We start from the raw sequence: 26096 nt of genomic DNA, 5'->3' as shown, positions 1-26096 counted from the left end.
AGACGGTTCTTCGAGGTGTCCAAATCGAATAGCCATGCTGCCTCGGCCGCCCCTTGCAATTTTTATGGGTTCACGGCCTAGATATACAACGCCCAATACGCCTTGCGGGCGCTACTATCGATAATGGGACATTATCGATAGTGACAGGTGTGGAAAAGCCGCCTATCCGGTCCGGATGACCGCTAAATCCTTCCCTAGGCGCGGCGGCGCCGATGCCACGCCAAGCACCTCTGGCGAACTCGTCGTGGTCCAGGCGCCCGGCGCCACGCCGCTGCCCCACCGACGGGCGGGCCGCGCCGGTGATCGCGTCGCGCAACTGGTTACCCTGCTGACGCGGCTTGCCGGGGGCGGGAGCGCGATCGACCAGCTTGCCTTCCGCAAGAGCCTCGAGGCGCGCGCGCCTGCGAGCGTCAAGGCGCTGGCCAACGACATGGCCTGTTACGCCGGCTTCTGCGCGCGTGCCGGCGGGCTTGGTCTGCCGGCGAGCGAAGCGCGGATCGTCGGCTACATCGAGGATTGCGAGGCGCGGCGGCTCAAGCCGGCGACGGTCGGCCGCCGGCTTGCCAGCCTCGCGGTCGTGCACGGCCTGCTGGGAGCGCCGAACCCGACACGGGCGGGCGTGGTGCGCGACTCCATACGGGGCTTCCGCCGCCGGGTGGGCGCGGCCCAGCGCCAGGCGGGACCCCTGCGCTATGGCGAAGGGATCGGTCACGAACCGGCAAAGGGGTTCACGCTCAGCGCGCTGCTCGCGGCCTGTTCCGGAACTTTGCCGGGCCTGCGCGACGCCGCGCTGCTCTCGCTTGCCTACGACACGGGGCTGCGCGTGTCCGAACTGGTCCGCGTGAACGCTGAGCGCATCGATGTCAGCGAGGACGGCTCCGCTATTCTCACTGTGCCGACGTCCAAGACCGACCAGGAAGGGCAGGGGGCCTATGCCTGGCTCTCGCCCGATACCGTGCGGCGCGTGCGGGCCTGGCTGGCGGGGGCGGGGATCGTGTCCGGGCCGCTATTCCGCCGGATCGGGGTGATCCGCACCCGCGCGCGGGATGCCATCGCCGCGTCCGATCCGCCGGCGCCGCCAGGCCTGCGCTGGCGCCTGCCGGCGGGACAGGCGTCGCGCGCCGGGACAAGGCCCGTGCTGGCCACGACGACCTATATCGTCGGCGACGACGCGCTGACCCCGGCGGCGGTGCGGTTGATCATCAAGCGCACCGCGCGCCGCGCCGCGGACGAGCACCTGGTAAACCTGTTCGGGGCCGATCTCGACACGGCGATCGCCGCGCTGAGCACGCATTCGTTACGCGTCGGGCTTACCCAGGACCTCTTCGCCAGCGGCGAAGACGCCGGGCCGATCGCCCAGGCCCTGCGCTGGACCTCCACCGCGACCGCCCTGCGCTATGGCCGGAAGCTGGCACCCTCGTCCAATGCTGCCGCCCGCATGTTGGGCAAGGTCAGGGGGTAGGGAGGGGAGCCTGTGAAGCGTCCCGGATTGGCGTGAAGCGACAGCACCGCTACGCTCGCCGATAGTGCAATTGTGCGGTTTCGATATCCTGGGACAGGAATCGTGGTCGGCAATGGCGCCGCATCCTGGGCGCGATGATCTCGAAATCCGCATTCCAAATCTAAGAGCTATAGACAGGGTCCCAATAAGAAGGCAGCAGGATCGTTGATGAGCAACGGAAAACGAACGCCCAAAACGTCCGGACGCGCTACCAAGGCCTCGAGCGTACTGCACGACGGACGGCGCGTACCCCGGGCAGGGCGACCAGCTTCTCCGCTGATTACGCGGAACACTGCTGCAGAGGCCGCGCTTGAGATAATCGATCGTTGCGGCCTCGAAGGCCTGAGCCTGCAGGCTGTGGCGCAGCAGATGGGTGTGCGGGCACCATCCTTGTATCACCACTTCCGCGACAAGGAGGAACTGCTCGTCAAGGTTGCGCGCCTGCTGCTGCAAAGGATCAACGTTGAGCAGGAAATCTGGTCCGAGGACTGGGAAACGCGGACGATCGAACTGGCGCTCGCGACGTACCGCGTCACGATGCGCCATCCGAATGCCGCGCCCCTGGCCTTGCGCTTCTTTCCGCGTCAGGTGGTTTTGCCGGCGTACGAACGCACGCTGGCAACGTGCCCCTATCCCGCGGAGCACCAGGTGGTCGTTCTCGAAGCGATCGAACGCTTCACGTTTGGTTTCACGCTTTTCGCGGCGGCGGCGGCGAGCCATCATACGCCTCCCACGCCCGAACTGAACCGGGAACAATTCCCTTTCCTGGCCGCCGCGATCGACGTTGCGCCGAAGGATGAGGAAGCCGCTTTTGTGGAAGCGTTGCGGGTTATTCTGGACGGCTTGCGTTTCCGATATGGTGACAAGTAGCGTTCTTCAGCGCTGAAGTCGAAATGGACAGCCGGCGAGCCCGTAATTCCAGCTCTCTGCGACACGCATCATGGCGTTGCGGTTGTGGGCACAAAAGAGGGGGCGGAGGCCTTGCGGCTCCGCCCCCTTCAGGCTTTTCCGGTGGAGAGGAAAAGTCAGAACTTGAAGCCGATTTCCACGAACACCTCGCGGGGATTGTCCACGAAGGCGGACATGTCGGCAACGGTCCCGTTCGCCGTTCCGGTTCCGGTCCCGCCTGCGAACGGAATGTCGTTGGCGGCCGTCACCACGAGCTTGTTGGTCAGGTTGCGCCCGATCACCGAAGCGGTCCACATGCCGTCATTGCCGGACACGGAAAGCGAGGCATCGACCTTGGCATAACCGCGCTGGACGGCATCCGGGCGCAGTGCGTCGGTGAAGTTATACTTCGAGGTATAGGAGACATCGCTGTTGAGGCGCAGCGAGAGCGCACTGCCCAGCGGCGTTTCGTAGGTGAAGCCCGCCCTTCCGGCAAAGTGGGGGGCCTTCGGCGGCGTGCGCCCGCTGTAGTTCTGCCCGTTGAAGACCCCGCCCGCGGGAAGCAGGTTGCAGCCCTGTGCAATGGTCTGACCCGGATAGCACTGGCCGACGAAATCCTGGTACTTGGCATCGTTGTAGGCCGCGGCCCCGCGCAGAGACAGGCCGGCCACGCCAGGAACGCGCAGATTGGCCTCGGCTTCGATCCCCTGCGTGCGCAGCTTGCCGGCGTTGCCGGCGGTAAGCGATACGGTGGTCGGATCGAAGAACTGCACCTGCAGATTGGAATAGACATAGCGGTAGGCGGTCAGGTTGAAGCTGAGATGGCGGTCGAGCAGCAACGCGCGGATGCCCGCTTCGCCGCCTTCGGCTGTTTCCGACTTATAGCGCCCCGCGGCGACCGAAGCGGCAGGCGTAAGGCTTTGCGAGATATTGAACCCGCCCGCCTTGAAGCCCTGCTTGTAGGCCGCATACAGCGTCAGATCCTCCGATGGCTTGTAGCGCAACGTGACCTGCGGCGAGAGATTGCCTTCATCGTACTTGTCGTTGAGCGCGATGCCGCCCGGGAAGGTCGAGGCGAACGCGATGTGGCCCGGCAGCGAACGCTGGTAGCTCGACCGCGATTCCCGGCTGTATCGCGCGCCGCCCGAGAGTTCGATCTGCCGTGTCAGGTTGAGCGTTCCTTCGGCAAAGAACGACAGGGAATCCGTCGAAAAGCCATCATCCCTTTTGAAGGTCACGTAGGTGTTGTTGATCGGATCGAGCGGCAGCGGGACGATGTAGGCATCAGTGTTGAACACAAACTTGCCGTGGGCGTAGTACCCGCCGAAGAGGATGTTGAAAGGACCACTGAAACGCGATTGGAACCGGAGTTCTTCCGAAAATTGCTTGAAATCGGCATATTGCGAGAAGCTGGCCGGATAGGCTTCACCGCTCACGTTGTTCAGGTCATTCTGCTTGAAGTGATAATAACCGGTGATCGACGTGACGTTGAATGGATTGCTGTCGATCGTGCCGGTCAACACCGCGTATTGCGATTTGAAGTCGGCATAGAGCTTGCCGTCGCCGGCATAGCGCATGCCGGTGGTGGCGACTTGTACGGGAAGGGCGGAACTGTCGGAACGCCCGTCGATCTTGCAATCCGCGTTGGGGCTTGCGGGGAATGACAGGCCGGGAGCCGGGGTGGCGGGGATGGGCCTGGTGCGACCACCGCCGCAGAGCCGCTCCAGCGTGTCGGTGGGGCCGCCATCGACCACGCTGGTCAGGCCCGCTTTCAGTTCCAGCTTGAAGCTGTCGGTCACTTGCGCATCGATCGTAGCGCGCAGGCCATAGCTTTCGGCGCCTCCGCGCCGATCGGAATTGCGCGTGCGGAACTGTCCGGGGATATAGTTCGTGTAGGTCGCGGCGGCGGTGTTCTCGAACGCGCCGTCGCTCTTCGAATAACGTCCGGCAAGGCGCGCGCGGATCGTGTCGGTGACGGGGCCAGATACGTACCCTTCGACATAGCGGTCCCGGGCATAGAAGCCGTAGCCTCCCTTGATGCCGGCTTCAAAGCTGTCCGTAGGGCCATTGCTGGTCACGCTGATAAGGCCGCCGGTCGTGTTCTTTCCGAAGAACAGCGCTTGCGGCCCCTTGAGCACTTCCACGCCCTTGATGTCGAACTGCGGCAGGCTGATCTCGCGCCCGCGGCTCATGGCGATATTGTCGATCACGAACGAGACCGACTGATCGAACCCGGCGCTGAGCGCGGTTGATCCCACGCCGCGCAGAAAGATCGATGCGGACGAGCCCGAGGCCGCTTTGCCGGCGATCAGCGAAGGGACCATGGTGGCAATGTCGCTGACGCGCGTCGCCTGGTATTGTGTAAGCGCTTGACCGCTTACCGCCGTGATCGCCACCGGCGTATCGATCAGGCGCTCGTTCCGGCGCCGCGCGCTGACAATGATTTCTTCGGTTGTGGCGCCGCCCTGGTCCGTCGCGGCCTGCGTGGCGGCCGGGCGCCCTTCGTCTGCCGCAAGCGCGGGCGTTGCCGCCATTACCGCGAGTGACGAAGACAGCGCCGAGCAAAGGTACAGCGCGCGCGAGTTATTCCGACGGATCATCATTTCCTCCCCATGTGTTTGGCGGCTTTCGCCGTTTGCGGGCAGCTTCCGTGGTCGAAGTCGAAGAAACTGCCACTGTTAAAACTAATAATGATAGATTTTAGTGTGCGATGCGCCCCTGCGCTGGATGAACAGCGCGGGGGCGCTATTTCATGCCGCTCTGGAAAAACTCTCCCGGTCTGAAAGAATCAGGTCCGCGGCGCGCCAGGCGATGGCCATGACGGGGCCTTGGGTGTTGCCGGCTGGAATCATCGGCAAGATCGAGGTATCGACCACGCGCAGACAATCCACGCCGCGCACCCGCGTTCGCGGATCGACCACGGAACTTGCGTCGTGCCCCATCCTGCAGGAGCCGACGGCATGGTATCCGCATGTCCCGTACCGGTCATACGCGGCAAGGATTTCGTCATCGGTCGCATACTGTGGCCCCGGCATCGTCTCCTCCTCGATCAGGTCCGCGAGCGGAGCTTGTGCGGCCCATGCCCGCACGATGCGCACCGCCCCTGTCATCGCCTCCCGATCGACGGCGTTTGCACGGTAGTTCGGTTCGAAGGACGCGGCCGCATCAGGATCGCGCGTGGAGATGTGGATCCTCCCGCGCGAGGTAGGGCGCAGTGCATAGACCACCACGTGCATCCCCGGGTGCCGTTCCACATCCTGCCGGTTCTTGTCGAAATCGAACGAGAACGGGGCGATCAGCATTTGCGCGTCGGGGCGATTCAGTCCCGGGCGTGTGCGGAACCAAGCGCCCAGTTCGTAGGCCGCCGCCGCCATCGGGCCGTTGCGTGTGAGATAGTACCGCAACACGGAGCGCAATAGGCGCCAGCCCTTGAACTCCCTGTTCTGGGAGATGTTGCGCCGGAGCTTCCATTGCACGATCAGTCCCCGATGCTCGATCAGGTTCTCTCCCACCTCCGCGCTCTGGTGGACGAGGTCGATGCCCAGGGCCGCAAGCCGCACCGGATCGCCAATGCCGGACCGTTCGAGAATCGCCGGGCTTGCCATGGCACCCCCGCACAGGATGACCTCGCCGTGGCAGGGGATCGTTTCCCGCCTGCCCTCACGCAGCACTTCGACGCCGCAGGCGCGCCGGCCCTGGAATATCACGCGATCGACGGTGCATTCCGTAAGGATGGTCAGATTGGGACGGGATTCGACGGGATGCAGAAAGGCGGTTGCGGCACTCTGCCGTTTGCCCTTGTGAATCGTGCGCGGCGTACGCCCGACACCTTCGTCGTTGTCCGGAGCATTGATGTCATCCTTCAGCGGCCAGCCCATTGCCGTGCCGGCCGCGATCTGGGCATCGGACAGAACGTCTTTCAGCGTCGGCATCGAGATTTTGAGCGGGCCGGCTGCCCCCCGCGTCTCGGCCGCGCCCAGTTCGTGATTCTCGATGGCGGCATAGGCCTTGCCGATATGCGCCCATGACCAGTCCTCGCTCGTGAGTTCGGCGATGGCGTCGAAATCGGCGGGTTGGCCGCGGACATACATCATCCCGTTGACCGAACTCGATCCGCCCAGCACCCGCCCCCGGACCCATGTTTCCGAGACGCCGCCCGTGCAGGCGTCCTCCTTGCTCGCATAGGCCCACAGATGCCGGGGGTCCGCCATCACCTTGGCAAGGCCCTTGGGCATGGAAATGAAGGGGTGATTGTCGCGGGGGCCGGCTTCGATCAGGCACACCCGGTTCGCCGGGTCCGCCGACAGGCGGTTGGCGAGAACGCATCCTGCCGCACCCGCTCCTGCTATGATATAGTCAAAGCTGTTCACGCGATCATCTCACCCTGAACGTCGCACCTTCGTGCGATCTATCTAACATGCATAGATTGACAGCTTGAGGAGCGTTGCGCAAGCGGGTTTAAGCGCTCGATTAGAAATCTATTGTCATTAGGTATGCGTCGCGCTAGCTGTGGCGCAACAGGCGCAGGATGCGCTCGCAGCTGGCCGGCTGTGGAAAGGGGAGTCGATGTCGCAGACAATATCCGGTGCGATTGCCTGGTGGGCGCGTATGCGTGGCGATCAGCCCGCCGTCGTCCTTGCCGGCGATGTCCTGACGTACCGCGACCTGCGCGATTGGTCGGAACGCATCGCTGCCATGCTGGCCGATGCCGGGCTGCAGCCGGGTGACAGAGTGGCGATCTGTTCAACCAACAGCCTGGCCTATGTAGCGCTGATCTTTGGCACGATCAGGGCGGGTGGCATCGTGAGCCCGGTGAATTTCCGCTACAAGGCCCGCGAGATCGCCGAGCTATGCGAAACCACGGAACCAAGAATCGTCTTCGCGGCGCCGGAGCAGTCCGAGGTCGTGCGCCAGGCCGGCCTGACCGTCAGGCTCATGGATGACATCGTCGCCCTTCGGGCTGGCGCGCGGGTATCCGTGGCGCACGACCCGGCCAGCGATGCCGCCGTGGTCATCATCGCGACGTCCGGCTCCACGGCAAAGCCCAAGGGCGTCGTCTATACCAATCGCACCATGACCGCTTACGCGGCCAACTGGGCAGTCGAGGAATCCGCGGTTGGGCCGGGCTCGCGCGTCATAACGCTCGCTCCGCTCAACACGTCCGCCGGGTTCGTGCAGCTTGTGCACTACACGGTGCTGGGCTGCAGCCTGTATATGGAGCCGCAGTTCGACCCGCTGCGGGCCTTGAACCTGATCCAGCACGAGCGCATTGCCTGCTTCGCCGCCGTACCGGCCTTTTTCGAGTTCATCGCGGCCCTGCCGGAATTCGCGTCGGCGGACTTGTCCTCGTTGCGCCTGGCCACATCGGGCGGATCGCGCGTCAGCAGGCAGCTGCTCGATGCCTGGCGGGAGAGGGGGGTCGTTATACGCCAGATATACGGCCAGACCGAGGTGGGCGGCAACGCGACTATCATGCCCGAGCATCTGGCGCTGGCCAGTCCCGACAAATGCGGCTGGGGCGGTGCGTTTATCGACATTCGCGTGGTTCGGCCCGATGGTTCGGATTGCGCGGCGGGTGAGCAGGGCGAAATCGTGATGCGATCGCCCGGCATGATGGTGGGATACTGGCGCAACCCGGAGGAGACGGCGAAAGTCTTGCGGGATGGCTGGCTCTATTCCGGCGATGTCGGCGTGATGGACGAGAACGGCTTGCTGACGTTTATCGACCGCCTCAAGGATCTGATCATTTCGGGCGGCCTCAACATCTCGGCGGCCGAGATCGAAGCGGTGGCTTGCGAGTTTCCCGGCGTTGCGGAAGCGCTGGCCATCGCCGCACCCGATCCAAAGTTCGGCGAAACTCCATTGCTGGTCTATCATGGACCGGTGGAGCTGGATGTCACGGCGTTGATCGGCCACTGCGACGCCAATCTCTCCAACTACAAGGTGCCCCGCTACGTTGCCTTCTCGCCGGAGCCGCTGCCCCGGCTTGCGACCGGCAAGCTGTCCAAGGTTGCCGTGCGTGAAGCCTATGCCGGTGCGCACGAGCGTTTGCCCAAAGTTCGTTGACCTTCTTCCAGAGGACATGAATCCATGCCCCAGAATCTCGCGCTCCCGCGGGTTATCCCGCCCCATGTGCCGCAGCACCTGGTGTTCGATTTCGATATCTATGCCGATGAGCGTGTCGGCAGCGATGTGCAGGGTACTTACACTGCGGCCATAGCCGATGCGCCCGACATCTTCTGGACTCCGCTGAACGGCGGGCATTGGATGGTGCGCAGGATGGACGCCATCGCGGCGGTCGCCAGCGATCCCGAACATTTTTCGGTGCGCGAGATGCAGATTCCGCGCGTGCCCAACCCCCCGTTCTTCATTCCCCTGAGCCTCGATCCCCCGGAAAACCTCCCGTACCGCCGCGCCATGGCGCCGATGTTCGGCCCTGTCGCAGTCAAGGCGATCGAGCCGCGCCTGCGCGAATGGGCGGGGCAGATCATCGATTCCGCTCTTGCCAAGGGCGAGTTCGATTTCATGGTGGATGTGGCGAAGGTCTTTCCCGTCAGCGTGTTCATGGAATTGATGGGCATGGACCTGACGCGCCTCAGGGAATTCCGGGATCTGGCGGAGCGCTTCTTCGAGAACCAGAACGATGCCGGGCAGATCGAAGCGCTGAGCGCGCAGATCCTGGGCATCATGAAAGCGCTGATCGATGAAAAGCGCGCGAATCCCGACGGCAAGCTGATGGCCCACTTCATCGAGGCCGACATGGGTGACGGGCGGCGCATGAGCGAGCAGGAAATCCTCGCCATGAGCTTCGTGCTGTTCCTTGGCGGAATGGATACGGTGACCAACGTGACCGGGTTCGCCTATCAACAGCTTGCGCAGATGCCCGAACTCCAGGAACGCCTCGCCGCCGATCCCGAAGGATTGTCCACCGCCTTTGCCGACGAAGCGGTGCGTCTTTTCGGCGTGGTCAACACACCCCGGCTGGTGATCAAGGACATCGATCTCCTGGACGTGCCGTTCCGCGAAGGGGACATGGTGCTGAACCTGTTGCCGTGCGGGAGCCGCGATGATCGCAAGTTCGAAGAGCCGAACCTGCTGGACATCGATCGCAAGAAGACCGCGCACGTCACCTTTTCGACCGGTCCGCATCTTTGCATCGGCCACGTTCTTGGCCGTGCCGAGATCCGCGTGCTGACCGAGGAATGGTTCAAGCGGGTGAAGCGTTTCCGGCTCGCCACGGATGCCCCCCGCCCGTTCCGGACTGGGACGGTCATGGCGCTGGAAGCGCTGCCGATCGCCTGGAGCGCGGCATGAATCATCGCCTCGACGGCGCCGATGCGCCTTACTGGCAGGGCCTGGAAAGGGGGCTGTTGCTGCTGCCCCGCTGCCGCACCTGCGCGCACTGGTGCTGGCCGGCCGGGCATCGCTGTTCGGCTTGCGGATCGACGGGCATGGTGTGGGAGGAGCGGCCGTTGCGCGCGAAGGTTTATTCCTGGACACGCACCTGGCACCGCTTCGGTTATACGGAAAGCCTCGATCTGCCCTATGTGACCGTCGTCGCGGAACTGGAGGATTGTGCCGTGCGCCTGATGGGGAGGATGGACGATCCGGCGCCCGCCAACCCCCGGATCGGCGAAGCGCTGATCGGCCGGGTGGATGAGACGGTCGTAGGACAGGACCGCATTCCCACGATCGTCTGGAGCCGCGCGGCATGACTCACCCTCTCTACGGCACAACCGCCATAGCCGGCGTCGGTCTGCGCCAGTTCAAGCGGGGCGCGGCGCCGATGCCCGAGCGCAGCCTGCTGATCGAAGCGATCGGCGATGCCTGCGACGAGGCCGGACTGGATACTTCCGAGATCGATGGCTTTGTCTCCTATGGCGATGACAAGAACGAGCCGGTCCGGCTGATGAGCGATCTTCGCACCCGCCGCCTGTCGTGGTCTGCCGCGGTATGGGGCGGCGGCGGTGGCGGTATCGCCGGGGCGTTTGGTCTCGCCGCGGCAGCGATTCTCAGCGGGCAGGCCACCGCCGTGGTGGTGTTCCGCGCGCTGGCCGAAGGGGCAAGCGGGCGCATGTCCGCCGCGGTGATGGCGCATCACCTCAACGATCACCTGCTTGCCGCCGGGCTGGTGGCGCCCGCGCAGATGTGCGCCATTCGCGCCCAGCGCCTGTTCGAACACCATGGCGTGCCGCCGCATCTTGTCGAGGATCTGGTTCGAGCCTCCTATCATCACGGGCGCAACAACCCGCAGGCCGTGGCCTATGGGCAGGACTTCGATATCGAGACGCTGCGTGGCAGCCGCTGGATTGCAGAGCCCTTCCGTCTTTACGATTGCAGCCGGGAAAACGATGGCGCGGGCGCGTTGTTGATGGTTTCGGCGGAGCGCGCGCGCGATCTGGCGCGGAAGCCGGTTTACCTGCTCGGCTGTTCGCAAGGCACCGAAGCCGGTTGGGGTGATCTGCTGGAGAACGATGCGGACGATCTTTATGCCACAGGCGGTTTCCGCGCGGTGGCGCGCGATCTCTATGCCCAGACCGGCCTGGCGCCGTCCGATATCGATTGCGTGCAACTCTATGAGAATTTCGACGCGCAGGGCGTGATGTCATTGATCGACCATGGCTTCTGCACGTACGAGAATGCGGCGGAGGTGATCCGTTTCGAAAACCTGATCGCGCAGGGAGGCAAGCTGCCCGTCAATACCGCCGGCGGCAATCTCGCCCAGGGCTTCATTCATGGCATCGGCCTTCCCATTGAGGCGGTGCGGCAATTGCGCGGGGAAAGCTCCAACCCTGTTGCCGGCGCACGCACCTGCCTGCTCGCGGGCGGACCGGGGGCGCCGACCGTCAGTTCGGCCATTTTCGCCAACGAAATCCCCTGAACTTCCCGGCATCGCTTCCCGAACATGGGAGGCGATGCCGGGGCGGTCGACCTTACGGTTGCAAGCCGCGCGGAACCGCAGGCAGAAACACCGTCTTGGTTTCGCAGAAAGCCTCCAGTCCCTCCACGCCACCTTCGCGGCCGACGCCCGACTTCTTGAAGCCCCCGAACGGATTGGTGAGATCAAACTCGCGCCCGTTCTGGGTGAAGGTCCCGGTCCGGATCCGTCGCGCCATGGCATAGGCGCGTTCGGTATCCTGCGTGAACACGCCGCCTGACAGACCGAACTCGCTGGCGTTGGCGATCGCGATGGCTTCTTCCTCGCTGTCATAGGGGATGACCGCCGCGACAGGCCCGAAGATCTCTTCCCGCGCGATCGCCATGTCGTTGGTGGCGTGGTCGAAGACCGTCGGTTCGATGAAATATCCGCGATCGAGCGCCGGCGGGCGGCCCCCGCCCGTTGCCAGACGCGCGCCTTCGGCAATCCCCTGTTCCACATACGACAGGACCTTGCGATGATGCCGCGCCATGGCCAGCGGTCCCATCATGGTCGTGTCGGCTTCGGGATTGCCGACGACAACAGCCTTCATCGCCGCGACCAGGCTTTCGACACAGGCATCATGCCGGGCGCGGGGGACGAGTATCCGGCTGAAGTTGATGCAGACCTGGCCGCACAGCAACGTGATCAGCGGCGCCAGAGCCGGCCCGAGGGCGGCGGGATCGTAGTCATCAAGAACGATCGCCGCCGATTTGCCGCCCAGTTCCATGGTGTAGCGCGCCATCCGCCCGGCGCAGATCTGCGCAATATGCAGGCCGACCGCCGTCGATCCGGTGAAAGCGACCTTGTCGACGCCGGGATGCCGCACAAGAAGATCGGACACCTCGCGATCGGCCGGCAGCAGATTGATGACGCCAGCCGGCAAGTCCGCTTCCTGCACCGCTTCCGCCAGCAGGAAGGCTTCCAGCGGGGTTTCGGGCGAAGGCTTGAGAATGACCGTGCAGCCGGCTGCCAGGGCTGGCGCGAGCTTGACCAGAAGCGAGGCCAGCGGGCCGTTCCACGGCGCTATCGCCGCGACGACGCCGGCGGCCTCCCGCACGACGACGGCGGTCGAACACGTTGCGCCGTGTGCCGGCGCCACGCGCTCGAAAGGGTAGGTTTCGGCCATTGCCGCGTACATATCGAGCAGACCAGCCGCACCGGCGCTGGCGCCGTTCGCCATCCACCGGGGAACGCCCACCTGGCCCAGCCAACAGGCGTCCGCCGTGGCTCCACGCTCTCGCAAAGCGGCCGCGAGGCGTCGCATCGCGGCGGAGCGATCGGCCGGGGAAAGGCGCGGCCAGGGGCCGTGGTCGAAGGCGCGGCGGGCGGCGGCGACGGCTTTTTCCAGCTCTACGGGGCCTGCGGCGGCAACGTCCTGCAGCGCTTGCTCGGTCGCGGGATTCACCGGTTGCAACCGTGCCTTGCCCTCCACAGCGATCCATTCGCCGTCGATGAACAACTTGTCCGGGTTGGATACGCGCGCGAGGGCGGCGGCAATCTGGGTCATTGATCTCTCCCAATGGGGCATCGCGAAGCATGCGCCATTTAATCTAAGAACATAAGATTTATTCGACCGCAAGGGTGTACAGCAGTAAAATCTATTGTCAGTAGATTTGACGGATGATACGCCTTGCGCCGAATCGAATACGGAAGAGGATGACACCATGAACGCTCCCGCCGCACTCGCAGGGGGTCCCGCGCTTCAGCGGATCCAGACTTTCGACATGATGAGCGAGGGCCAGCGCACGGCGATGAAGCGCATCGCCCGCCACGATCAGGCGATCGTTCCGCAGATCGAATTCACGACGCCGGCGTCCATGTTCATTTCGGACGAACGTTTCGCGCTGGAACAGGCGCACCTGTTTCGTGCGCGGGCAATCCCGCTCGCCGTTTCAGCGCTGGTTGCGGAACCCGGCACCGCGATGGGGCACGATGCGCTGGGCATTCCGCTTATCATAGCGCGCGACAAGCAGGGCCAGATCCACGTCTTCCTCAATGCCTGCCAGCACAAGGGGGCGAAGCTGCTTGAAACCTGCGAGCCGCTGAAGGCCGCCCGCATGACCTGTCCCTACCATGCGTGGAGCTTCGGTCTTGACGGAAAGCTGCTCGCAGTTGCCCGGCCGGAAACGTTCGCGAACCTCGACAAGGCTTCGCGCAATCTTGCTGAACTGCCGGCGCGCGAGCACGGCGGGATCATCTGGGTCATGCTCGACCGCAACGCCGAGCCAGACTTTTCGCCGCTCGTGCCCGAACTGGCCGAGGATCTGGAAGCGCTCGATCTTCCGCGCCTGCATGTCTATGGCCGCAAGCGGTTCGAGATTGCCGCAAACTGGAAACTGGTTCTCGAACCTTTCCTGGAAGGCTATCATGTGCAGCGCCTGCACGCGCAGACCGTGGGGCCAATGTTCGCCGATGTTCCCAACGTGGTCGATCTGCTCGGCCCCACGATACGCCAGATTTCGGGCAAGGCCAATTTCGTGCCCGAGGATCTCGCTATCGTGGGCGAAAACGTCCACAAGACGGTCACCACCGTTTACAACATGTTCCCCAATTGCGTGGTGATTACCAGCCCGTGGTACATTTCGGTGATGATGCTGCATCCGCGCAGCGCTGCGCATACAACGGTCGAGTACCACATGCTGACCCGGGCGGCGCCTGACAATCCGAAGGCCGAGGAACTTTACGCGCGATCCTACGACATGATCCTCAATGTCTTTGGCAATGAGGATTTCAGGGCGGCCGAGATCAGCCACGCCGGCCTTACGACCGGAGCACTGCAATCCTGCGTCTATTCCGGCCTGGAAGCATCGATCGCCACTTACTACGGGGTCATGCGGCAATTCCTGCCGGAGTAACGCCCCCCCAAAGCGACGGGAAGCATCGTGCGATGCGGTGCTGCCTGCCGGATCGAAACGTGTGCTAGCTGGCGTTGCGCGGGAAGGTTTTCTGGCCTTCCGGAAAGTCGACCCATGGCAGGCGGCTTTCGGTCCAGACGCTGACCGAAGGCGGGAAGGGGGCCGGATCGTCGAGCGTCCCCGCTTTCACGACCGCAAGCCCGCCCATGGACCGTGATTCCGAAAACAGCGGGGAACCGCATTCCGGACAGAATTTGCGCAGTACGGGTTCGCCGGATTCGGTCTCCGGATCGGCATAGACAGACACCTTGCCCGACACCGCGAGCGCCTTCGCCGGTACCAGCAGGTTTACCGAAAAGGCGCTGCCGGATTGGCGGCGGCAGTTGCGGCAATGGCATTGCGCCACCAGCAACGGCATTCCGGCTATCTGATAGCGGACACTTCCGCAATTGCAGCCGCCCTCAATCATTTTCGTTTTCCTTTCAGGCTGTTGTTACAGCGCTTGGCGATTTTCGTGCGGTAGAGCGCGCGCTATGCGGTTGCGGTGGGCAAGCCGAGCCCCGCCTTCGCGATGATGTTGCGCTGGATCTCGTTCGATCCCGCATAGATGGAGCCGGCCCGGTCGTTGAAATAGCGTAGTGGAGCGATCGACGCGGCGCGCGGGCCGATCGCCGGTCCGGCGGAATGCGGGATCCGGTTGGGTCCGCCAGCCATCCCGGCTTGGGGTTGAAATGCCAGGCCGTAAGGGCCGGCAGCTTCCATCGCGAGTTCGGTTATGTGCTGGCTGAGTTCCGTGCCGAGAATTTTCATGATCGAGCCCGAAAGGCCCGGCCGCCCGCCCTTTGCCGCGTTGGCCATGGTCTGGAATTCATAGGTTTCCAGCACGTCGATGCGCGCCTGTGCCGTGGCCAGTTTCCCCAGAAATACGGGATCTTCGGCCAGGCCGCCGCCCGCTTCGATGGCCAGTTCGCGCACTCGGCCGAGCCGCACCTGCAGTTCGGGAGCATAGGCGCTGCCGCCGCGTTCGAATTCCAGAAGGTATTTGGCGACCGTCCACCCTTCGTCGATGCGGCCGACCACGTTGGATAGGGGGACCTTGACGTTGTCGAAGAAGATCTGGTTCTGGATATGCTCGCCAGATGTCATCACGATGGGCGTCACCGAAATACCCGCACTGTCCATCGGGATGAGCAGGAAGGTTATGCCCTGTTGCGGCCGGTCATATTTACCGGTGCGCACGAGACAGAATATCCAGTTGGCGACATTGGCGTGCGTGGTCCAGATCTTGGTGCCGTTGCACACCAGCACGTCGCCTTCGCGCTCGGCGCTCATCCGCAACGGCGCAAGATCGCTGCCGGCATGCGGTTCGGAATATCCCTGGCACCAGAAATGTTCGCCTGTGAGCATACGGGGCAGGAACCATTGCTTCTGTTCCTCGCTGCCGTGGCCCAGCAAAGCCGGGCCGCACATGCTGATGCCCATTGGCGACACCGGCGGTGCTCCGGCCAGTATCCGTTCCCGCGCGAAGATGTAGCGCTGCGTAACGGACCATTCGGCTCCGCCGTAAGCCTTGGGCCAGGATGGAGCGGCCCATCCTCTGGCGTGCAGTTTGCGCTGCCATTCGAGCGACAGTTCGTGATCGCCATAAACACTGGTCATCCAGCGGCCGGCGGCGCGGAGTTCAGGGGTCAGTTCGGCCGAAAGGAATGCGCGCACGTCGTCGGTGAAGTGGCGATCCTCTTGTGTCCAGTCCATATCCATGGTCTCGTTTCAGCACCCGGAGGGTTGCAATGTCAATAATCTTATATCATTAGATTAAGGCGCATCGCGAACGAGAGGAAGCAGGCCGCCTTCGTGTGTCGGCCTCTGCACATGGTACAGATTGGGCGATATGGATTTTGATCTCAGCGATGAGCAGTCGTTGCTCAAGGCAACGCTGCGGCAGTTTCTGGGGCAGCGCTATGGTTTCCGGGAACGTGTTGCGGCATCCCGCGCGGAACCCGGCTACCAGCCCGCGATGTGGCGCGCCTTTGCGCACGATCTGGGATTGCTCGGAATAGTCGCGCCGACGCAGGCGGGCGGAATGGGCGGTGGCGGCGCCGAGCAAATGGTGGTGATGGAGGAATGGGGCAGCCACCTTTGCCTTGAGCCGCTGCCCGAAACGGCGTTTCAGGCCATTCCCCTCCTCGCCAGGGGCGGCGCGGGTGCGCAGGCCGTTCTGCGACAGGCGTTGGCCGGTGAAGCGATCCTCGCCGTGGCGGTTGGCGAACCGCAGATGCGGTACGATTTCGCCGGCATCGCGACGCAGGCGGATCGCGATGGAGAAGACTGGGTCCTTTCCGGACGCAAGGCGATGGTTGTCGCAGCTCCATGGGCCGACTGGCTGATTGTGGCGGCCCGGTGCGATGGTGGCGTGGGCCTGTTTGTCGTTCCGGCCGATGCGCCAGGCCTGACGATGGCGTGCTACCCCACGATCGACGAGCGGCGTGCCGCCGACGTTGCGCTCGACAACGTCCGCGTCGGGAGCGGCATGGCGATCAGCCATGGCCCGGAGGGGTTGGAGTTGCTCGAAGAATGGCGGGACAGGGCGGTCGCGGCGCAGGCAGCGGAAGCGGCGGGTCTGCTCGAACGCATGGTTGGCGATACCGTGGCGTATTGCAAGGAACGCAAGCAGTTTGGCCAGCCTATCGCCTCCTTTCAAGCGCTGCAGCACCGCATGGTCGATATGCATATCGAGGTGGAGCAGGTCCGTGCGGCCGCGGTGCTTGCAGCCTGCAAACTGGATGCGCCGGCGCGGGAGCGCGCGCGCGCCGCGTCTTCCGCCAAGGTGGTCGTGGCGCGTGCCTGCCGCTTTGTCGGGCAGAACGCCGTGCAACTCCATGGCGGGATGGGGATGACGGACGAACTCGCGATCGGACACTGTTTCAAGCGCGCAACGCGGATTGAGCAGGAGCACGGCAGCGAACTTTGGCACGCGGCGCGGCTTGCAACTTTGATGCTTTAATCGACGTGAATATAAATCACGTCAATAACCGAAAATTTCATAATAGGCATTGCTAGCGAGCTCGTGGCGCAGCCAGGGCACGCATGGCGGGTTGCCGCCAGCACATCGACGGCGTCACGACGACCTATATCGTCGGCGAGGAGGCGTTGACCCCGGCGGCGGTGCGGCTGATTATCAAGCGCACCGCGCGCCGCGCGGCGGACGAGCATCTGGTCAACCTGTTCGGGACGGACCTCGAGGCCGCGCTCGCCGCGCTGAGCACGCATTCGTTGCGGGCCGGGCTCACGCAACATCTGTTCGCCAGCGACGAAGACGCTGGGCCGATCGCCGAAGCCCTGCGCTGGACCTCCACCGCGACCGCCCTGCGCTACGGCCGCAAGCTGGCGCCCTCGTCCAATGCCGCCGCGCGGATGTTGCGCGAGGTCAGGGGGTAAAGGCTGTGGAGAGTTTCGATACTCACAAGAATGGGAACAATTCAGCCGAGACCGCTTGCAATGGTGCTGCCGATCCCGATCAGGCGCGCTTCATCAAACAGGTGGCCGGTCAAGGTGATCCCGAAAGGAACCTTGTGAAGCTTGGCCCCCGGCGCGACGTGCTCTGGTGCGATATAGTCGGTGAAACCCTCGCGCGTCGGCTGTTCGATCGTGCCGGCGGGCACGATCAGCGCCGGATATCCGCAAAAATTGCCGATCGGGAGCAGGTGGCCGGCCTCATTGGGGTGCAGGATCGCGTCGACCCCCTGCATCGCGTGCGCGAATTCCACCATCAGCTTGCGACGCACCCGTTGCGCCTGGATATAGTTGACGGCCGTTTCGAATTGCGCGGCACGCCAGGTATTGGGCCAGGCGGTATCATCCTGCCAGGCGAGCATGGCGTCCCTGCCGTCGGCGGTCAGTTCGCGGAACGCGGCGGCGGATTCCAGCGCCACGATCCCGCCCAGGAGAGCAACGTCCGTGGCGGGCAGATCGATTTCGACGAGACGGAAGCCCGCGCGGCGGGCCGCTTCGAGTGCGCGCCGATCCGTTGGCGGGCCATCGATGAACCATTCGGGACGATAACCGATAGCCACGGCGGCAGGGTCGACCGCAGGCAGCGGCGACACGCGCTGATCGACCGCGCAGGGGTCCTCGCCATCTTGGCCGTGGATCGCCGAAAGAACCGCGTGAGTGTCGATGGTGTCACGCGCCAGCACACCGATCTTGTCGAGCGACCAGCACAGGGCCATGGCACCGGTGCGCGGCACGTGTCCGAACGTGGGCCGTAACCCCACCGTTCCGCACCGTGCGGCGGGGGCGATGATCGAACCCATGGTTTCCGTACCGATCGCGAACGAGCACAGGCCATCGGCAACGGCGGCGGCGCTGCCGGCGGAAGACCCGGATGACCCTTCCTCGATATTCCAGGGATTGCGGGTCCGCCCGCCATACCAGATATCGCCATAGGCCAGCGCGCCGCAGGTGGTTTTCGCGATCAGCACCGCGCCCGCTTCCCGCAACCGCTGGACGATCGTGGCGTCGTGGGCGGGAACGCGGTCGCGGTATGGCTCCGCCCCCCAGGCCGTGCGTATCCCGGCGGTGTCGATCAGGTCCTTCAAGCCATAGGGAAGGCCATGGAGCGGCCCCCGGCTCTTGCCGGCGGCGGTCTCGCGATCGAGCGCCGTGGCTTCTGCGCGGGCCTGGTCCGCCGTCAGCGTTGCGATGCATTGCAGGCGAGGGGCGCGGTCGGCGATCCGGCCCAGATAAATATCGACGAGTTCGCGCGCGCCAAGCCGCCGCGCGGCGATCCAGCCGGCCTGCTGCCACGCGGGCGCGAACGCGATCGCCTCGCCGGTGTCCGGCCGCTGGGGCAGGTGCGGCGTCGCGGCGATGGACCCGGCCGGTGGCCGGGGTTGCCAACCGGGAAGGCACGGGTTGAACAGTTCGGCGGGCGGGAGGGCATTGTCCAGCCGCAGTTGCGCGATGGCCCGTGCCCGCTCCACGTTCTCCTCGAGCGCGCCCAGCATCTGTTTTTGCTCGGCCGCGTCGAACGAAAGGCCGGTCAATCCCTGGCAGCTTGCCGGGGAAAAGCCCGTTTTCGTCGCGGCGGGCGCGGCGTTCGCCCTGGTCGATGCAAAAGCGCCGGTGATGGCCAGCCCCTTGAGAATTTCCCTCCTGCCGCTGGCCATCCCGTGCCTCCGCAAATGCCGTCAGAACGTCGTGTTCACGCCAACGAACAAGTAGCGACCGATGTTGTCGAACAGCGCGCCGCGACCTGTACCCTGAAACGTGACGGCGCTGAACGGCGGATCGACATCGAACAGGTTGTTGACGCCACCATAGAGCCGGAAGCGATCGTTCACCGCGACCGAGGCGTAGAGGTCGTTGTAGAGCCGCGACGAGACATTGTTGTCGCTGCGTCCTTCCGCCGTTGCCTGGCTGTCCACCTTGGTTGCGGAGATGAAGCGCACCGTCCAGTCCAGACTGAACCTGCCCATCGTGACACCGGGCGCGACATTGAAGCGCCAGCGCGGATTGTCCACTTCGCCAAGATTATTGTCGCGCGTGGTCGGGTCCCCGGCGACGACCTGCAGCTCGTTGCGGATCAGGTAGGTGCCGGACACGGCAAGGCGTCCCTCGGTCGCGCCGAATGCGCGCCGATAGTTCGCCTGGAAATCGATCCCCTCGGCATTCAGGCTGCCGACGTTGATCGGCGATACGTTGACTTGCGTGATCGCCCCGTCCGCGCGGCGGCGCACCAGCTGGCAGAACGGATTGCTGGTGGTGGCGGCATCCACGCAATTATCCACGGCACGTTGTAGCGGCACCGTGTTGATCGCGCCTTTCAGATCGATTTTCCACCAGTCCACCGAAACGGCCACGCCCGGAATGAAGCCGGGCGTGAACACCGTGCCCGCCGTCCAGCTGTTCGATGTTTCCGCCGAAAGGCCGGGATTGCCGCCGGTGATCACGGTTTTCGCGACCCCGGCGAAGGGATCGGTATAGTTGGCGGCAACGCCCAGCGCCGCGCAATTGGCCCGCCGGTTGGTGGTGAGGTTGACCCGCGTGGAATCGCAGGGATCGAGAATGAAAGCGTTGCTCGAAGCACCGGGATTGTAGAGTTCGGAAAGGTTCGGCGCGCGGACGCTGCGCGAACGGGTCACCCGGAAGCGCACGTCGCGCACCGGTGCCCACTGCCCGCCGACCTTCCAGGCTGTGGTTCCGCCGATCGAGCTGTAGTCGGAATACCGGACCGCGCCTTCCAGCGACAGTTCCTTCGCGAACGGGCGATCCGCGAGGATCGGGACGAGCACCTCGCCGAATACTTCCTTGACGCTGAACCGCGCGGACAGGGCCGCATCAGTCAGATAGATCAGTTGTCCCGCCGCCTGCAAAGGATCGGGCGTGACATCGGTGGTTTCGCGACGATATTCCACGCCTCCCGCCAGTTGCAGCGGGCCGGCCGGCAGATCGAACGGCTTGCTGGTGAACTGCAGCCCGGCGACCTGCTGCGTGTTCACGACCTTGCGGTGCGAGGTGTAGTCGAAATAGGCGAGCGCCTGGGGTGTCGCGGCGTTCGGGCCGAACAGGCTCAGCGGCTGGCACCCCGCCGCCCGCGCGGCGGCATCGCGGCACATCGGGCCGTTCGGTCCCTGAATCACGTCCACCGCCTGGTTGAAGCGATCGGTGATTCGGTTGTGCGTGCGCGTGGCGTCGGACTGGTAGCGGCCGTACTGGTAGAAGCCCATCCAGTGGAACCGGCTGCCCAGGTCGCCCTCGATCCCGGCCACGCCGGTCACCGTATCGCGATCGATATAGCGGACGTTGATGCCCTGATCGATGTTCGTGCGGCCGATGCTGAGGCTGGTCTGGCCCGCCGCGTTCATAAGCGCGCGTACGTCCGCCGGGATCAGCGGATTGTCGGCGGTGATGGTCACGCCCAGGTCGAACGTGGGTTGCAGCCGTGCCACCGTCTTGGTCCTGGCATATTGCGCGTCCACGAACACGCGAACCGCGTCGCTGGCCTGGTATTCGAGATGCGCGGTGCCCGCGAACACCTCGGTCTGGTTGCGCAGCGGCGCGAAGTCGGCATCGTTGAAGCCATCGCCGCCCACGCCCAGGAAGCCGGTCGGGCCGTAGGGCGTCGCGTCGTTCCGGGTCGGCCGAACACCGCCCTGATCGTAAGTGTAGCGCGTGCCGCCGATGACGAAAGCGCCACCATAGCTGGTGCCGGGGTAGCGATAGTTCGCCACCGCGATCGAATCGAAGATGCCGTCAGCCGGTCCGGTGTTGGCGGGGTTGCTGAAAAGATCGACCTGGTTGAGCCCGAACTTGCGCTGGTTGGCCTGCAGCGGTTGTTCTTTGTTGTAGGAAAAGCCGAGTACCACCGAACCGCGATCGTCGGCGAACTTCGAGCCCACCAGCGCGCCCAGCGAATAGGAAGCCGCGTCTCCCCGGCTGGAAATGCCGCTGCGGCCCGTCAGCTGGATGCCTTGCACGTTCGATTTCAGCGTGACGTTCACCACGCCCGTCACCGCATCGGCGCCATAGACGGCGGCCGCGCCGCCGGTGATGACCTCGATCTTGTCGATCATGTTGGCCGGAATGGTCGTGAGATCGACGGCGGATGACAGTTCCGTGCCCGACACGCGGCGCCGGCCGTTCACCAGCACCAGCGTCCGGTTGGCGCCCAGTCCGCGCAGGTTGACGAAGGCGGCGCCGGCATCGCCGTTGTAATAGCTGTTGGCCTGTCCCAGCCCCACGCCGACTTGCGGCATCCGGTTGAGAATGTCCCCGACATTGCTGACGCCGGTGGCCTGTATCGCCGTTTCGCCAAGGGCCGCGACGGGCTGCGGCGTGTCATAGCCCTTGCGCGCGATGCGCGAGCCGGTGACGACGATGGGTGTTTCGGAACCGGTCCCGGTTTCCACCCCGGCGGCGGGTTCCGATACCTGCCCGCCTGCGGACGGCACCGCCTGGGTCAGCGCCGCCGGCATGCGGTGCGCCGGGTCCACGGCATTGCGCCCCCTGCGAATGACCACGGTGTTCCCGCGAACGCTGTAGGTCAGCTCCGTTCCGCGCAACAAGTGGTCGAGCGCGCTCTCAAGCGTGTAGGCGCCGCGCAGGCCGGTGGTCTGCCGGTCACGGACCAGGGCTCCATCGAGCACCAGTTGCCGCCCCGATTGAAGCGCCACCTCGTTGAGCGCGCCGGCCAGGCTTTGCCGGGCAATCGAAAACGTAACGACCGTCGACTGGGCCGTGGCGCTGGCCGACGGTGCGATCACCGTTATGGCCGCTGCCGCGACACCGGCCATGAGGCGGTTGCCGATACCATGACGGGTGCGGATGCGCTTGAACATAGTAGCCCCCCTGAAAGGCTGTGCGAGGAGCGCCTTTCGCTCCTTCTACAGGGAAAACGGAGGGCGTTGAGGAACCCACACCCTCCTTCTCAAAAAAATACCGGGCCAGCTTCAGGGCTGGATCAGATGCCGCCTGCCATCTTCATCGCTGACGACCTTGAGATCGAGCGCGCTGGCCAGCGTGGCCGCGAAGTTTTCGCTGTCACCGATGAAGAATACGCCGGTAACGCGCCTGTTGCTGGCGGCGACGTCGGGTGCCAGCAAGATCGGCTTGTCGGAATAGCGCGAAAGGCGGGCCACGGCTTCGGCAAGCGGAGTGTCCTCGAATTTCAGGCGGCCGCTTGTCCAGTCGATCGGGTCGTTGCGTGCTGGTGCCTTGGCCAGGATCGCGCCCTTATCGGTATAGCCGGAGACCTCGCCCGGCTCGAGGGGCAGTTCCCTGGCGCTACCCGCCGGCCTGATCGCAATCTTCCCCTCGACCAGCGAGACACGGGTCAGGCCTCCGCCGAGCTCGATGACGAAACGCGTGCCCAGATCGATCGTCTCGCCGCCCGGGGAGCGCACCACAAACGGACGCGGGCCATGCTGGACGGTGAAATAGGCCCGCCCTTCCAGCATGGTCACTTCGCGCGATTGCCCGGTAAAGTTGACCCGCACCCGCGATCGCGCGTCGAGCCTGATCACGCTGCCATCGGCCAGATTGATCTGCTGCTGGGCGCCCGAGGCATCGCCATAGACGGTTCCCGCCGGAATCGCCGCCGTGCCGCCGCCGGTAACTGCCGCCGGGAGCCAGCCCCGTAGCCCTGGCGTCATCATCACGATCGACGCGGCCGCGGCCGCGGTGGTGATCAGGCCTGCGGTGATCCGGGGCCATGCGTTTTCGAGCTTGGGCACCGCACGTTCGCTGAACGCCTCGGGCGCCGGTTCCATGGCATCATCCCGTCTTCCGCCCGCCAGCGCGGCGGCGCGCAATTCGATGATGGCCGGATCTTCTGCCAGCGCGCCCGCCAGATCCCAGGCGTAGGCCACATGCATCGCGGAGGGATCGTCGTCGCCGACCGCCTTCGCCCCTGCAGCGGCCGATGACGGTTCGTCATCGTTTTCGACCGACCTGCGCAGCAGGAACCTGCGCGCTGCTGCGTCGGTCGCATCGTGCGATCTCTTCAGCGGCATGTCGGGTTCCCGTCGTTCGCCTTGTCTTGCATGGGCTCTTCGATCGCCTTGGCGATCAGACGCAGCGCCTTGTAGAGATGTTTTTCCACCATCGAAACGCTAATTTCGCAATGACGCGCGATCGAGGTGTAATTCATGCCTTCGAACCGGCTGAGCACGAACACCTGGCGGCAACGCGGCGGAAGGGCCAGTATCGCTGCGCGAACACGGGTGAGGTCCTCGCGCCACAGTAATGTTTCAAGGGGGCTGATCGCATCGACGTCATGTTCGATCACGCGCAGCGACATCATGCTGGCGGTGCGCGATCGCTCGCTGCGGAAATGATCGATGAGGATGTTGCGGGCGATGCTGTAAAGCAGGCTCCGCGCCCGTTCGTGCGAATAGCGCCTGTCAGCCGCGGCGATCCGGGTGATTGCGTCCTGCGCCATGTCCTCGGCCAGGGCGGCGTTGCCGTCGAGCGCGCGGCGCAGGAAGGATGTCAGTTCGGCGTGGAAATTCTCGAAGAGAAACCGTGCAAGATCGTGGTTGGCGCGCGGTGCCGCGCCGGAAGCCGGCATCGCCGAATCGGCACGGGCCTGTGATCGATCATCATCCGGCAAGGTTTAACTCGCTGATTTCGAACAATAGTGTGGTTTGGATCGACGGGCGACAAGAGAAGCCCTTGGCAGAGGAAAGTGCGCGTCGTTATCCTTGGCTGTCAAGAACGACACATTTCGGAGACCTGTTTTGGCCCCATCCAGCCGCTTCGCCGCACCTCTTGCCCTCTGGTTTTGGGCTGCCTTTCTCGCCGCTCCGCTGCACGCAAGGCCGGTCGCTCCGCGCGCTGAAATCGATGCCCGGACGCTATCGGCCATAACCCGGGAACTGGCGTCCGATCGCTTCGAGGGGCGTGCGCCGGGTACTGAGGGCGAAACCCGCACGATCGCCTATCTGGTCGATCGCCTGCGCGCGCTTGGGCTGGAACCGGGTGGACCCGGGGGACGCTGGACGCAACCGGTGCCGCTGCTGCGCACTCGCGTTGATCGCACCGTTCCCCTGTCCCTGCATCAAGGTGGGGTGACAAGCGAACTGGTGCAGGGGCGCGATGTCTATATCAGCACGCAGCGCAACGTTGATCGTGTCAGCGTGACATCCGCTCCGCTGGTGTTCGTGGGGTATGGCGTGAACGCGCCTGAAAAGGGTTGGGACGATTTCAAGGGCGTCGATCTCAAGGGCAAGATCGCGGTCTTTCTGGTGAACGATCCCGATTTCGCGGCGACCGGGGAGGACGCTGTCGCCGGCCGTTTCGGCGGCAGGGCCATGACGTACTATGGCCGCTGGTCCTACAAGTTCGAGGAGGCGGCCCGGCGTGGCGCGATTGGCGCCCTGATCGTCCACCAGACCGACGCGGCGGGCTATGGCTGGAACACGGTGGTCGCTCCGCAGGGCGAGAACTTCGATCTGGCGCAAGGCGGTGCCGCCAATGACCGCCTGATGCTTCAGGGATGGCTCTCGGGCGAGGCCGCCCGGCGTCTGTTCAAGCTGGCGGGTCTGGATCTGGACGCGCTGATTGCTGCAGCCCGCCAGCCTGCCTTCCGCCCCGTCGCGCTGGATGGATTGGCGCTTGATGCAAGCGTGCCGGTGAACCGCGACCATGTCCAAAGCCAGAATGTGATCGCAAGGATCACCGGAAAAACCCGCCCCACGGAAACGGTGTCGTTCGGGGCGCACTGGGATGCCTATGGCATTGGAGAGGCGCCGGGCCAGAATGGCAGCCGCATTCGCCCCGGCGCGCTTGACGACGGCGTGGGTGTTGCCGGCGTTCTCGAAATCGCGCGGTTGTTCAAGGCTGGGCCAAGACCTGACAGGACCGTGGTTTTCGGCATCTGGACCGCCGAGGAACGCGGCCTGCTGGGTTCCGAAGCCTTCGCGCGGTCAGGTCTCTATCCCGCTTCCAGGATGGTCGCGAACCTGACGCTCGACACCCTGCAGCCCAATGGTCCCGCGCGGGACATCGTCCTGATCGGGCAGGGCCAGAATTCGCTGGAGGACGATCTGCGGGTTCTTGCGGCGGACCAGGGGCGGACCGTGACGCCGGATGCAAGGCCCGAACGCGGCTTGTTCTATCGGGCCGATCACTTCTCCTTCGTCAAGCGTGGCGTCCCCTCGCTGTTGTTCATGGCCCTGGGTGGGGGCGTGGATCTGGTTCGTGGTGGACGGGCCGCGGGTGAAGCGTGGGTAAGCGACTTCACCGCGCGGTGCTATCACCAGACCTGCGATGCCTGGAGCCCGGAATGGGATTTCACAGGCGCGGCCCAGGACGTGAGCCTGGCCTACGACGTGGGCCGAAAATATGCCTTCGGACGGAAAGCTCCCGTCTGGAAGGATGGATCGGAATTCAGGAGCCTGAGGCCTTGAGATTGGCGACTAAGCGGAAGGAA

At 64.5% G+C, this 26096-nt stretch carries 19 protein-coding genes and 1 pseudogene; 11 read left to right on the top strand and 9 right to left on the bottom strand.

Features of this window, described 5'->3' with window-relative positions; all coding sequences use genetic code 11:
- Nucleotides 1-175: 175 nt before the first annotated feature.
- Nucleotides 176-1462 carry a tyrosine-type recombinase/integrase gene (locus tag B3547_RS02570; RefSeq protein ID WP_292959861.1) on the top strand — a complete coding sequence of 429 codons (1287 nt, stop codon included), beginning with the start codon at nucleotides 176-178 and terminating at the stop codon, nucleotides 1460-1462.
- Between the two features lie 207 nt (nucleotides 1463-1669).
- The gene (locus B3547_RS02565; protein WP_292959860.1) at nucleotides 1670-2371 is read left to right on the top strand and encodes a TetR family transcriptional regulator; all 702 of its coding nucleotides are present in this window, start codon (nucleotides 1670-1672) and stop codon (nucleotides 2369-2371) included.
- A gap of 155 nt (nucleotides 2372-2526) precedes the next feature.
- Here the strand turns inward: B3547_RS02565 and B3547_RS02560 are convergent, their stop codons facing one another.
- On the bottom strand, nucleotides 2527-4989 hold the full coding sequence (locus B3547_RS02560) for a TonB-dependent receptor (protein WP_292959859.1): 2463 nt from the start codon (nucleotides 4987-4989) through the stop codon (nucleotides 2527-2529).
- Nucleotides 4990-5139: 150 nt separating this feature from the next.
- Nucleotides 5140-6759, bottom strand: a complete 1620-nt coding sequence (locus B3547_RS02555) for a GMC family oxidoreductase (RefSeq protein ID WP_292959858.1) — start codon at nucleotides 6757-6759, stop codon at nucleotides 5140-5142.
- 196 nt (nucleotides 6760-6955) lie between these two features.
- Here B3547_RS02555 and B3547_RS02550 point away from each other — a divergent pair, with 196 nt between their 5' ends.
- Genes B3547_RS02550 through B3547_RS02535 form a run of 4 tightly spaced genes read left to right on the top strand, consistent with a single transcriptional unit; the run spans nucleotide 6956 to nucleotide 11270 of the window.
- The gene (locus tag B3547_RS02550; protein ID WP_292959857.1) at nucleotides 6956-8455 is read left to right on the top strand and encodes a class I adenylate-forming enzyme family protein; all 1500 of its coding nucleotides are present in this window, start codon (nucleotides 6956-6958) and stop codon (nucleotides 8453-8455) included.
- A 24-nt stretch (nucleotides 8456-8479) separates the two neighbouring features.
- Complete coding sequence (locus B3547_RS02545; RefSeq protein ID WP_292959856.1) at nucleotides 8480-9703, top strand: cytochrome P450; 1224 nt, start codon at nucleotides 8480-8482, stop codon at nucleotides 9701-9703.
- Nucleotides 9700-10104 carry a Zn-ribbon domain-containing OB-fold protein gene (locus B3547_RS02540; protein ID WP_292959855.1) on the top strand — a complete coding sequence of 135 codons (405 nt, stop codon included), beginning with the start codon at nucleotides 9700-9702 and terminating at the stop codon, nucleotides 10102-10104. The genes B3547_RS02545 and B3547_RS02540 overlap by 4 nt, the downstream gene beginning before the upstream one ends.
- Complete coding sequence (locus B3547_RS02535; RefSeq protein ID WP_292959854.1) at nucleotides 10101-11270, top strand: thiolase C-terminal domain-containing protein; 1170 nt, start codon at nucleotides 10101-10103, stop codon at nucleotides 11268-11270. Before B3547_RS02540 ends, B3547_RS02535 begins: the two co-directional genes overlap by 4 nt.
- 52 nt (nucleotides 11271-11322) lie before the next feature.
- Here the strand turns inward: B3547_RS02535 and B3547_RS02530 are convergent, their stop codons facing one another.
- The gene (locus B3547_RS02530) at nucleotides 11323-12816 is read right to left on the bottom strand and encodes an aldehyde dehydrogenase (RefSeq protein WP_292959853.1); all 1494 of its coding nucleotides are present in this window, start codon (nucleotides 12814-12816) and stop codon (nucleotides 11323-11325) included.
- A 157-nt stretch (nucleotides 12817-12973) separates the two neighbouring features.
- On the opposite strand from B3547_RS02530, the gene B3547_RS02525 reads away from it, so the two are divergent.
- Nucleotides 12974-14164, top strand: a complete 1191-nt coding sequence (locus B3547_RS02525) for an aromatic ring-hydroxylating oxygenase subunit alpha (protein ID WP_292959852.1) — start codon at nucleotides 12974-12976, stop codon at nucleotides 14162-14164.
- Between the two features lie 64 nt (nucleotides 14165-14228).
- On the opposite strand, the gene B3547_RS02520 is transcribed toward B3547_RS02525, so the two are convergent.
- Nucleotides 14229-14582, bottom strand: a complete 354-nt coding sequence (locus B3547_RS02520; protein ID WP_292959851.1) for a GFA family protein — start codon at nucleotides 14580-14582, stop codon at nucleotides 14229-14231.
- A 113-nt stretch (nucleotides 14583-14695) separates the two neighbouring features.
- Nucleotides 14696-15919: an acyl-CoA dehydrogenase family protein gene (locus tag B3547_RS02515; protein WP_292959849.1), complete on the bottom strand. Its 1224-nt coding sequence runs from the start codon at nucleotides 15917-15919 to the stop codon at nucleotides 14696-14698.
- Between the two features lie 136 nt (nucleotides 15920-16055).
- Between B3547_RS02515 and B3547_RS22025 the strand changes: the two are divergent.
- The 3 genes and pseudogenes from B3547_RS22025 to B3547_RS02500 form a co-directional block, all read left to right on the top strand.
- Nucleotides 16056-16613, top strand: a pseudogene (locus tag B3547_RS22025) (acyl-CoA dehydrogenase family protein); the annotation flags it as partial.
- An 81-nt stretch (nucleotides 16614-16694) separates the two neighbouring features.
- A complete protein-coding gene (locus tag B3547_RS02505; RefSeq protein ID WP_292959847.1) occupies nucleotides 16695-17168 on the top strand; it encodes an acyl-CoA dehydrogenase family protein in 474 nt (157 codons plus the stop codon).
- Nucleotides 17169-17251: 83 nt separating this feature from the next.
- A complete protein-coding gene (locus B3547_RS02500; RefSeq protein WP_292959846.1) occupies nucleotides 17252-17602 on the top strand; it encodes a hypothetical protein in 351 nt (116 codons plus the stop codon).
- Between the two features lie 41 nt (nucleotides 17603-17643).
- Here B3547_RS02500 and B3547_RS02495 read toward each other — a convergent pair whose 3' ends face one another.
- The 4 genes from B3547_RS02495 to B3547_RS02480 all read right to left on the bottom strand — a co-directional run bounded on the left by B3547_RS02495 (nucleotide 17644) and on the right by B3547_RS02480 (nucleotide 24233).
- On the bottom strand, nucleotides 17644-19332 hold the full coding sequence (locus tag B3547_RS02495; protein ID WP_292959845.1) for an amidase: 1689 nt from the start codon (nucleotides 19330-19332) through the stop codon (nucleotides 17644-17646).
- A 21-nt stretch (nucleotides 19333-19353) separates the two neighbouring features.
- Nucleotides 19354-22503 (bottom strand): TonB-dependent receptor, encoded by a 3150-nt coding sequence (locus B3547_RS02490; RefSeq protein ID WP_292959844.1) that lies wholly within the window; start codon nucleotides 22501-22503, stop codon nucleotides 19354-19356.
- Nucleotides 22504-22614: 111 nt separating this feature from the next.
- Nucleotides 22615-23676 (bottom strand): FecR family protein, encoded by a 1062-nt coding sequence (locus tag B3547_RS02485; RefSeq protein ID WP_292959843.1) that lies wholly within the window; start codon nucleotides 23674-23676, stop codon nucleotides 22615-22617.
- Complete coding sequence (locus B3547_RS02480) at nucleotides 23667-24233, bottom strand: RNA polymerase sigma factor (RefSeq protein WP_292959842.1); 567 nt, start codon at nucleotides 24231-24233, stop codon at nucleotides 23667-23669. The genes B3547_RS02485 and B3547_RS02480 overlap by 10 nt, the downstream gene beginning before the upstream one ends.
- 169 nt (nucleotides 24234-24402) lie before the next feature.
- On the opposite strand from B3547_RS02480, the gene B3547_RS02475 reads away from it, so the two are divergent.
- The gene (locus tag B3547_RS02475) at nucleotides 24403-26073 is read left to right on the top strand and encodes a M28 family metallopeptidase (protein ID WP_414690482.1); all 1671 of its coding nucleotides are present in this window, start codon (nucleotides 24403-24405) and stop codon (nucleotides 26071-26073) included.
- The last annotated feature ends 23 nt before the right edge of the window (nucleotides 26074-26096 follow it).

Source organism: Novosphingobium sp. UBA1939 (assembly GCF_002336885.1).
Taxonomy (GTDB): Bacteria; Pseudomonadota; Alphaproteobacteria; order Sphingomonadales; family Sphingomonadaceae; genus Novosphingobium.
Note: the sequence above shows the minus strand (reverse complement) of the source record. Positions and strands in the feature narration are given on the sequence as shown.

What these genes read in the sequence shown, in the direction of transcription:
- B3547_RS02570 (WP_292959861.1), top strand. Translation starts at nt 176, where the DNA reads ATGACCGCTAAATCCTTCCCTAGGCGCGGCGGCGCCGATGCCACGCCA.
- B3547_RS02565 (WP_292959860.1), top strand. Translation starts at nt 1,670, where the DNA reads ATGAGCAACGGAAAACGAACGCCCAAAACGTCCGGACGCGCTACCAAG.
- B3547_RS02560 (WP_292959859.1), bottom strand. Translation starts at nt 4,989, where the DNA reads ATGATCCGTCGGAATAACTCGCGCGCGCTGTACCTTTGCTCGGCGCTG.
- B3547_RS02550 (WP_292959857.1), top strand. Translation starts at nt 6,956, where the DNA reads ATGTCGCAGACAATATCCGGTGCGATTGCCTGGTGGGCGCGTATGCGT.
- B3547_RS02545 (WP_292959856.1), top strand. Translation starts at nt 8,480, where the DNA reads ATGCCCCAGAATCTCGCGCTCCCGCGGGTTATCCCGCCCCATGTGCCG.
- B3547_RS02540 (WP_292959855.1), top strand. Translation starts at nt 9,700, where the DNA reads ATGAATCATCGCCTCGACGGCGCCGATGCGCCTTACTGGCAGGGCCTG.
- B3547_RS02535 (WP_292959854.1), top strand. Translation starts at nt 10,101, where the DNA reads ATGACTCACCCTCTCTACGGCACAACCGCCATAGCCGGCGTCGGTCTG.
- B3547_RS02530 (WP_292959853.1), bottom strand. Translation starts at nt 12,816, where the DNA reads ATGACCCAGATTGCCGCCGCCCTCGCGCGCGTATCCAACCCGGACAAG.
- B3547_RS02525 (WP_292959852.1), top strand. Translation starts at nt 12,974, where the DNA reads ATGAACGCTCCCGCCGCACTCGCAGGGGGTCCCGCGCTTCAGCGGATC.
- B3547_RS02520 (WP_292959851.1), bottom strand. Translation starts at nt 14,582, where the DNA reads ATGCCGTTGCTGGTGGCGCAATGCCATTGCCGCAACTGCCGCCGCCAA.
- B3547_RS02515 (WP_292959849.1), bottom strand. Translation starts at nt 15,919, where the DNA reads ATGGACTGGACACAAGAGGATCGCCACTTCACCGACGACGTGCGCGCA.
- B3547_RS02505 (WP_292959847.1), top strand. Translation starts at nt 16,695, where the DNA reads ATGGCGATCAGCCATGGCCCGGAGGGGTTGGAGTTGCTCGAAGAATGG.
- B3547_RS02500 (WP_292959846.1), top strand. Translation starts at nt 17,252, where the DNA reads ATGGCGGGTTGCCGCCAGCACATCGACGGCGTCACGACGACCTATATC.
- B3547_RS02495 (WP_292959845.1), bottom strand. Translation starts at nt 19,332, where the DNA reads ATGGCCAGCGGCAGGAGGGAAATTCTCAAGGGGCTGGCCATCACCGGC.
- B3547_RS02490 (WP_292959844.1), bottom strand. Translation starts at nt 22,503, where the DNA reads ATGTTCAAGCGCATCCGCACCCGTCATGGTATCGGCAACCGCCTCATG.
- B3547_RS02485 (WP_292959843.1), bottom strand. Translation starts at nt 23,676, where the DNA reads ATGCCGCTGAAGAGATCGCACGATGCGACCGACGCAGCAGCGCGCAGG.
- B3547_RS02480 (WP_292959842.1), bottom strand. Translation starts at nt 24,233, where the DNA reads ATGCCGGCTTCCGGCGCGGCACCGCGCGCCAACCACGATCTTGCACGG.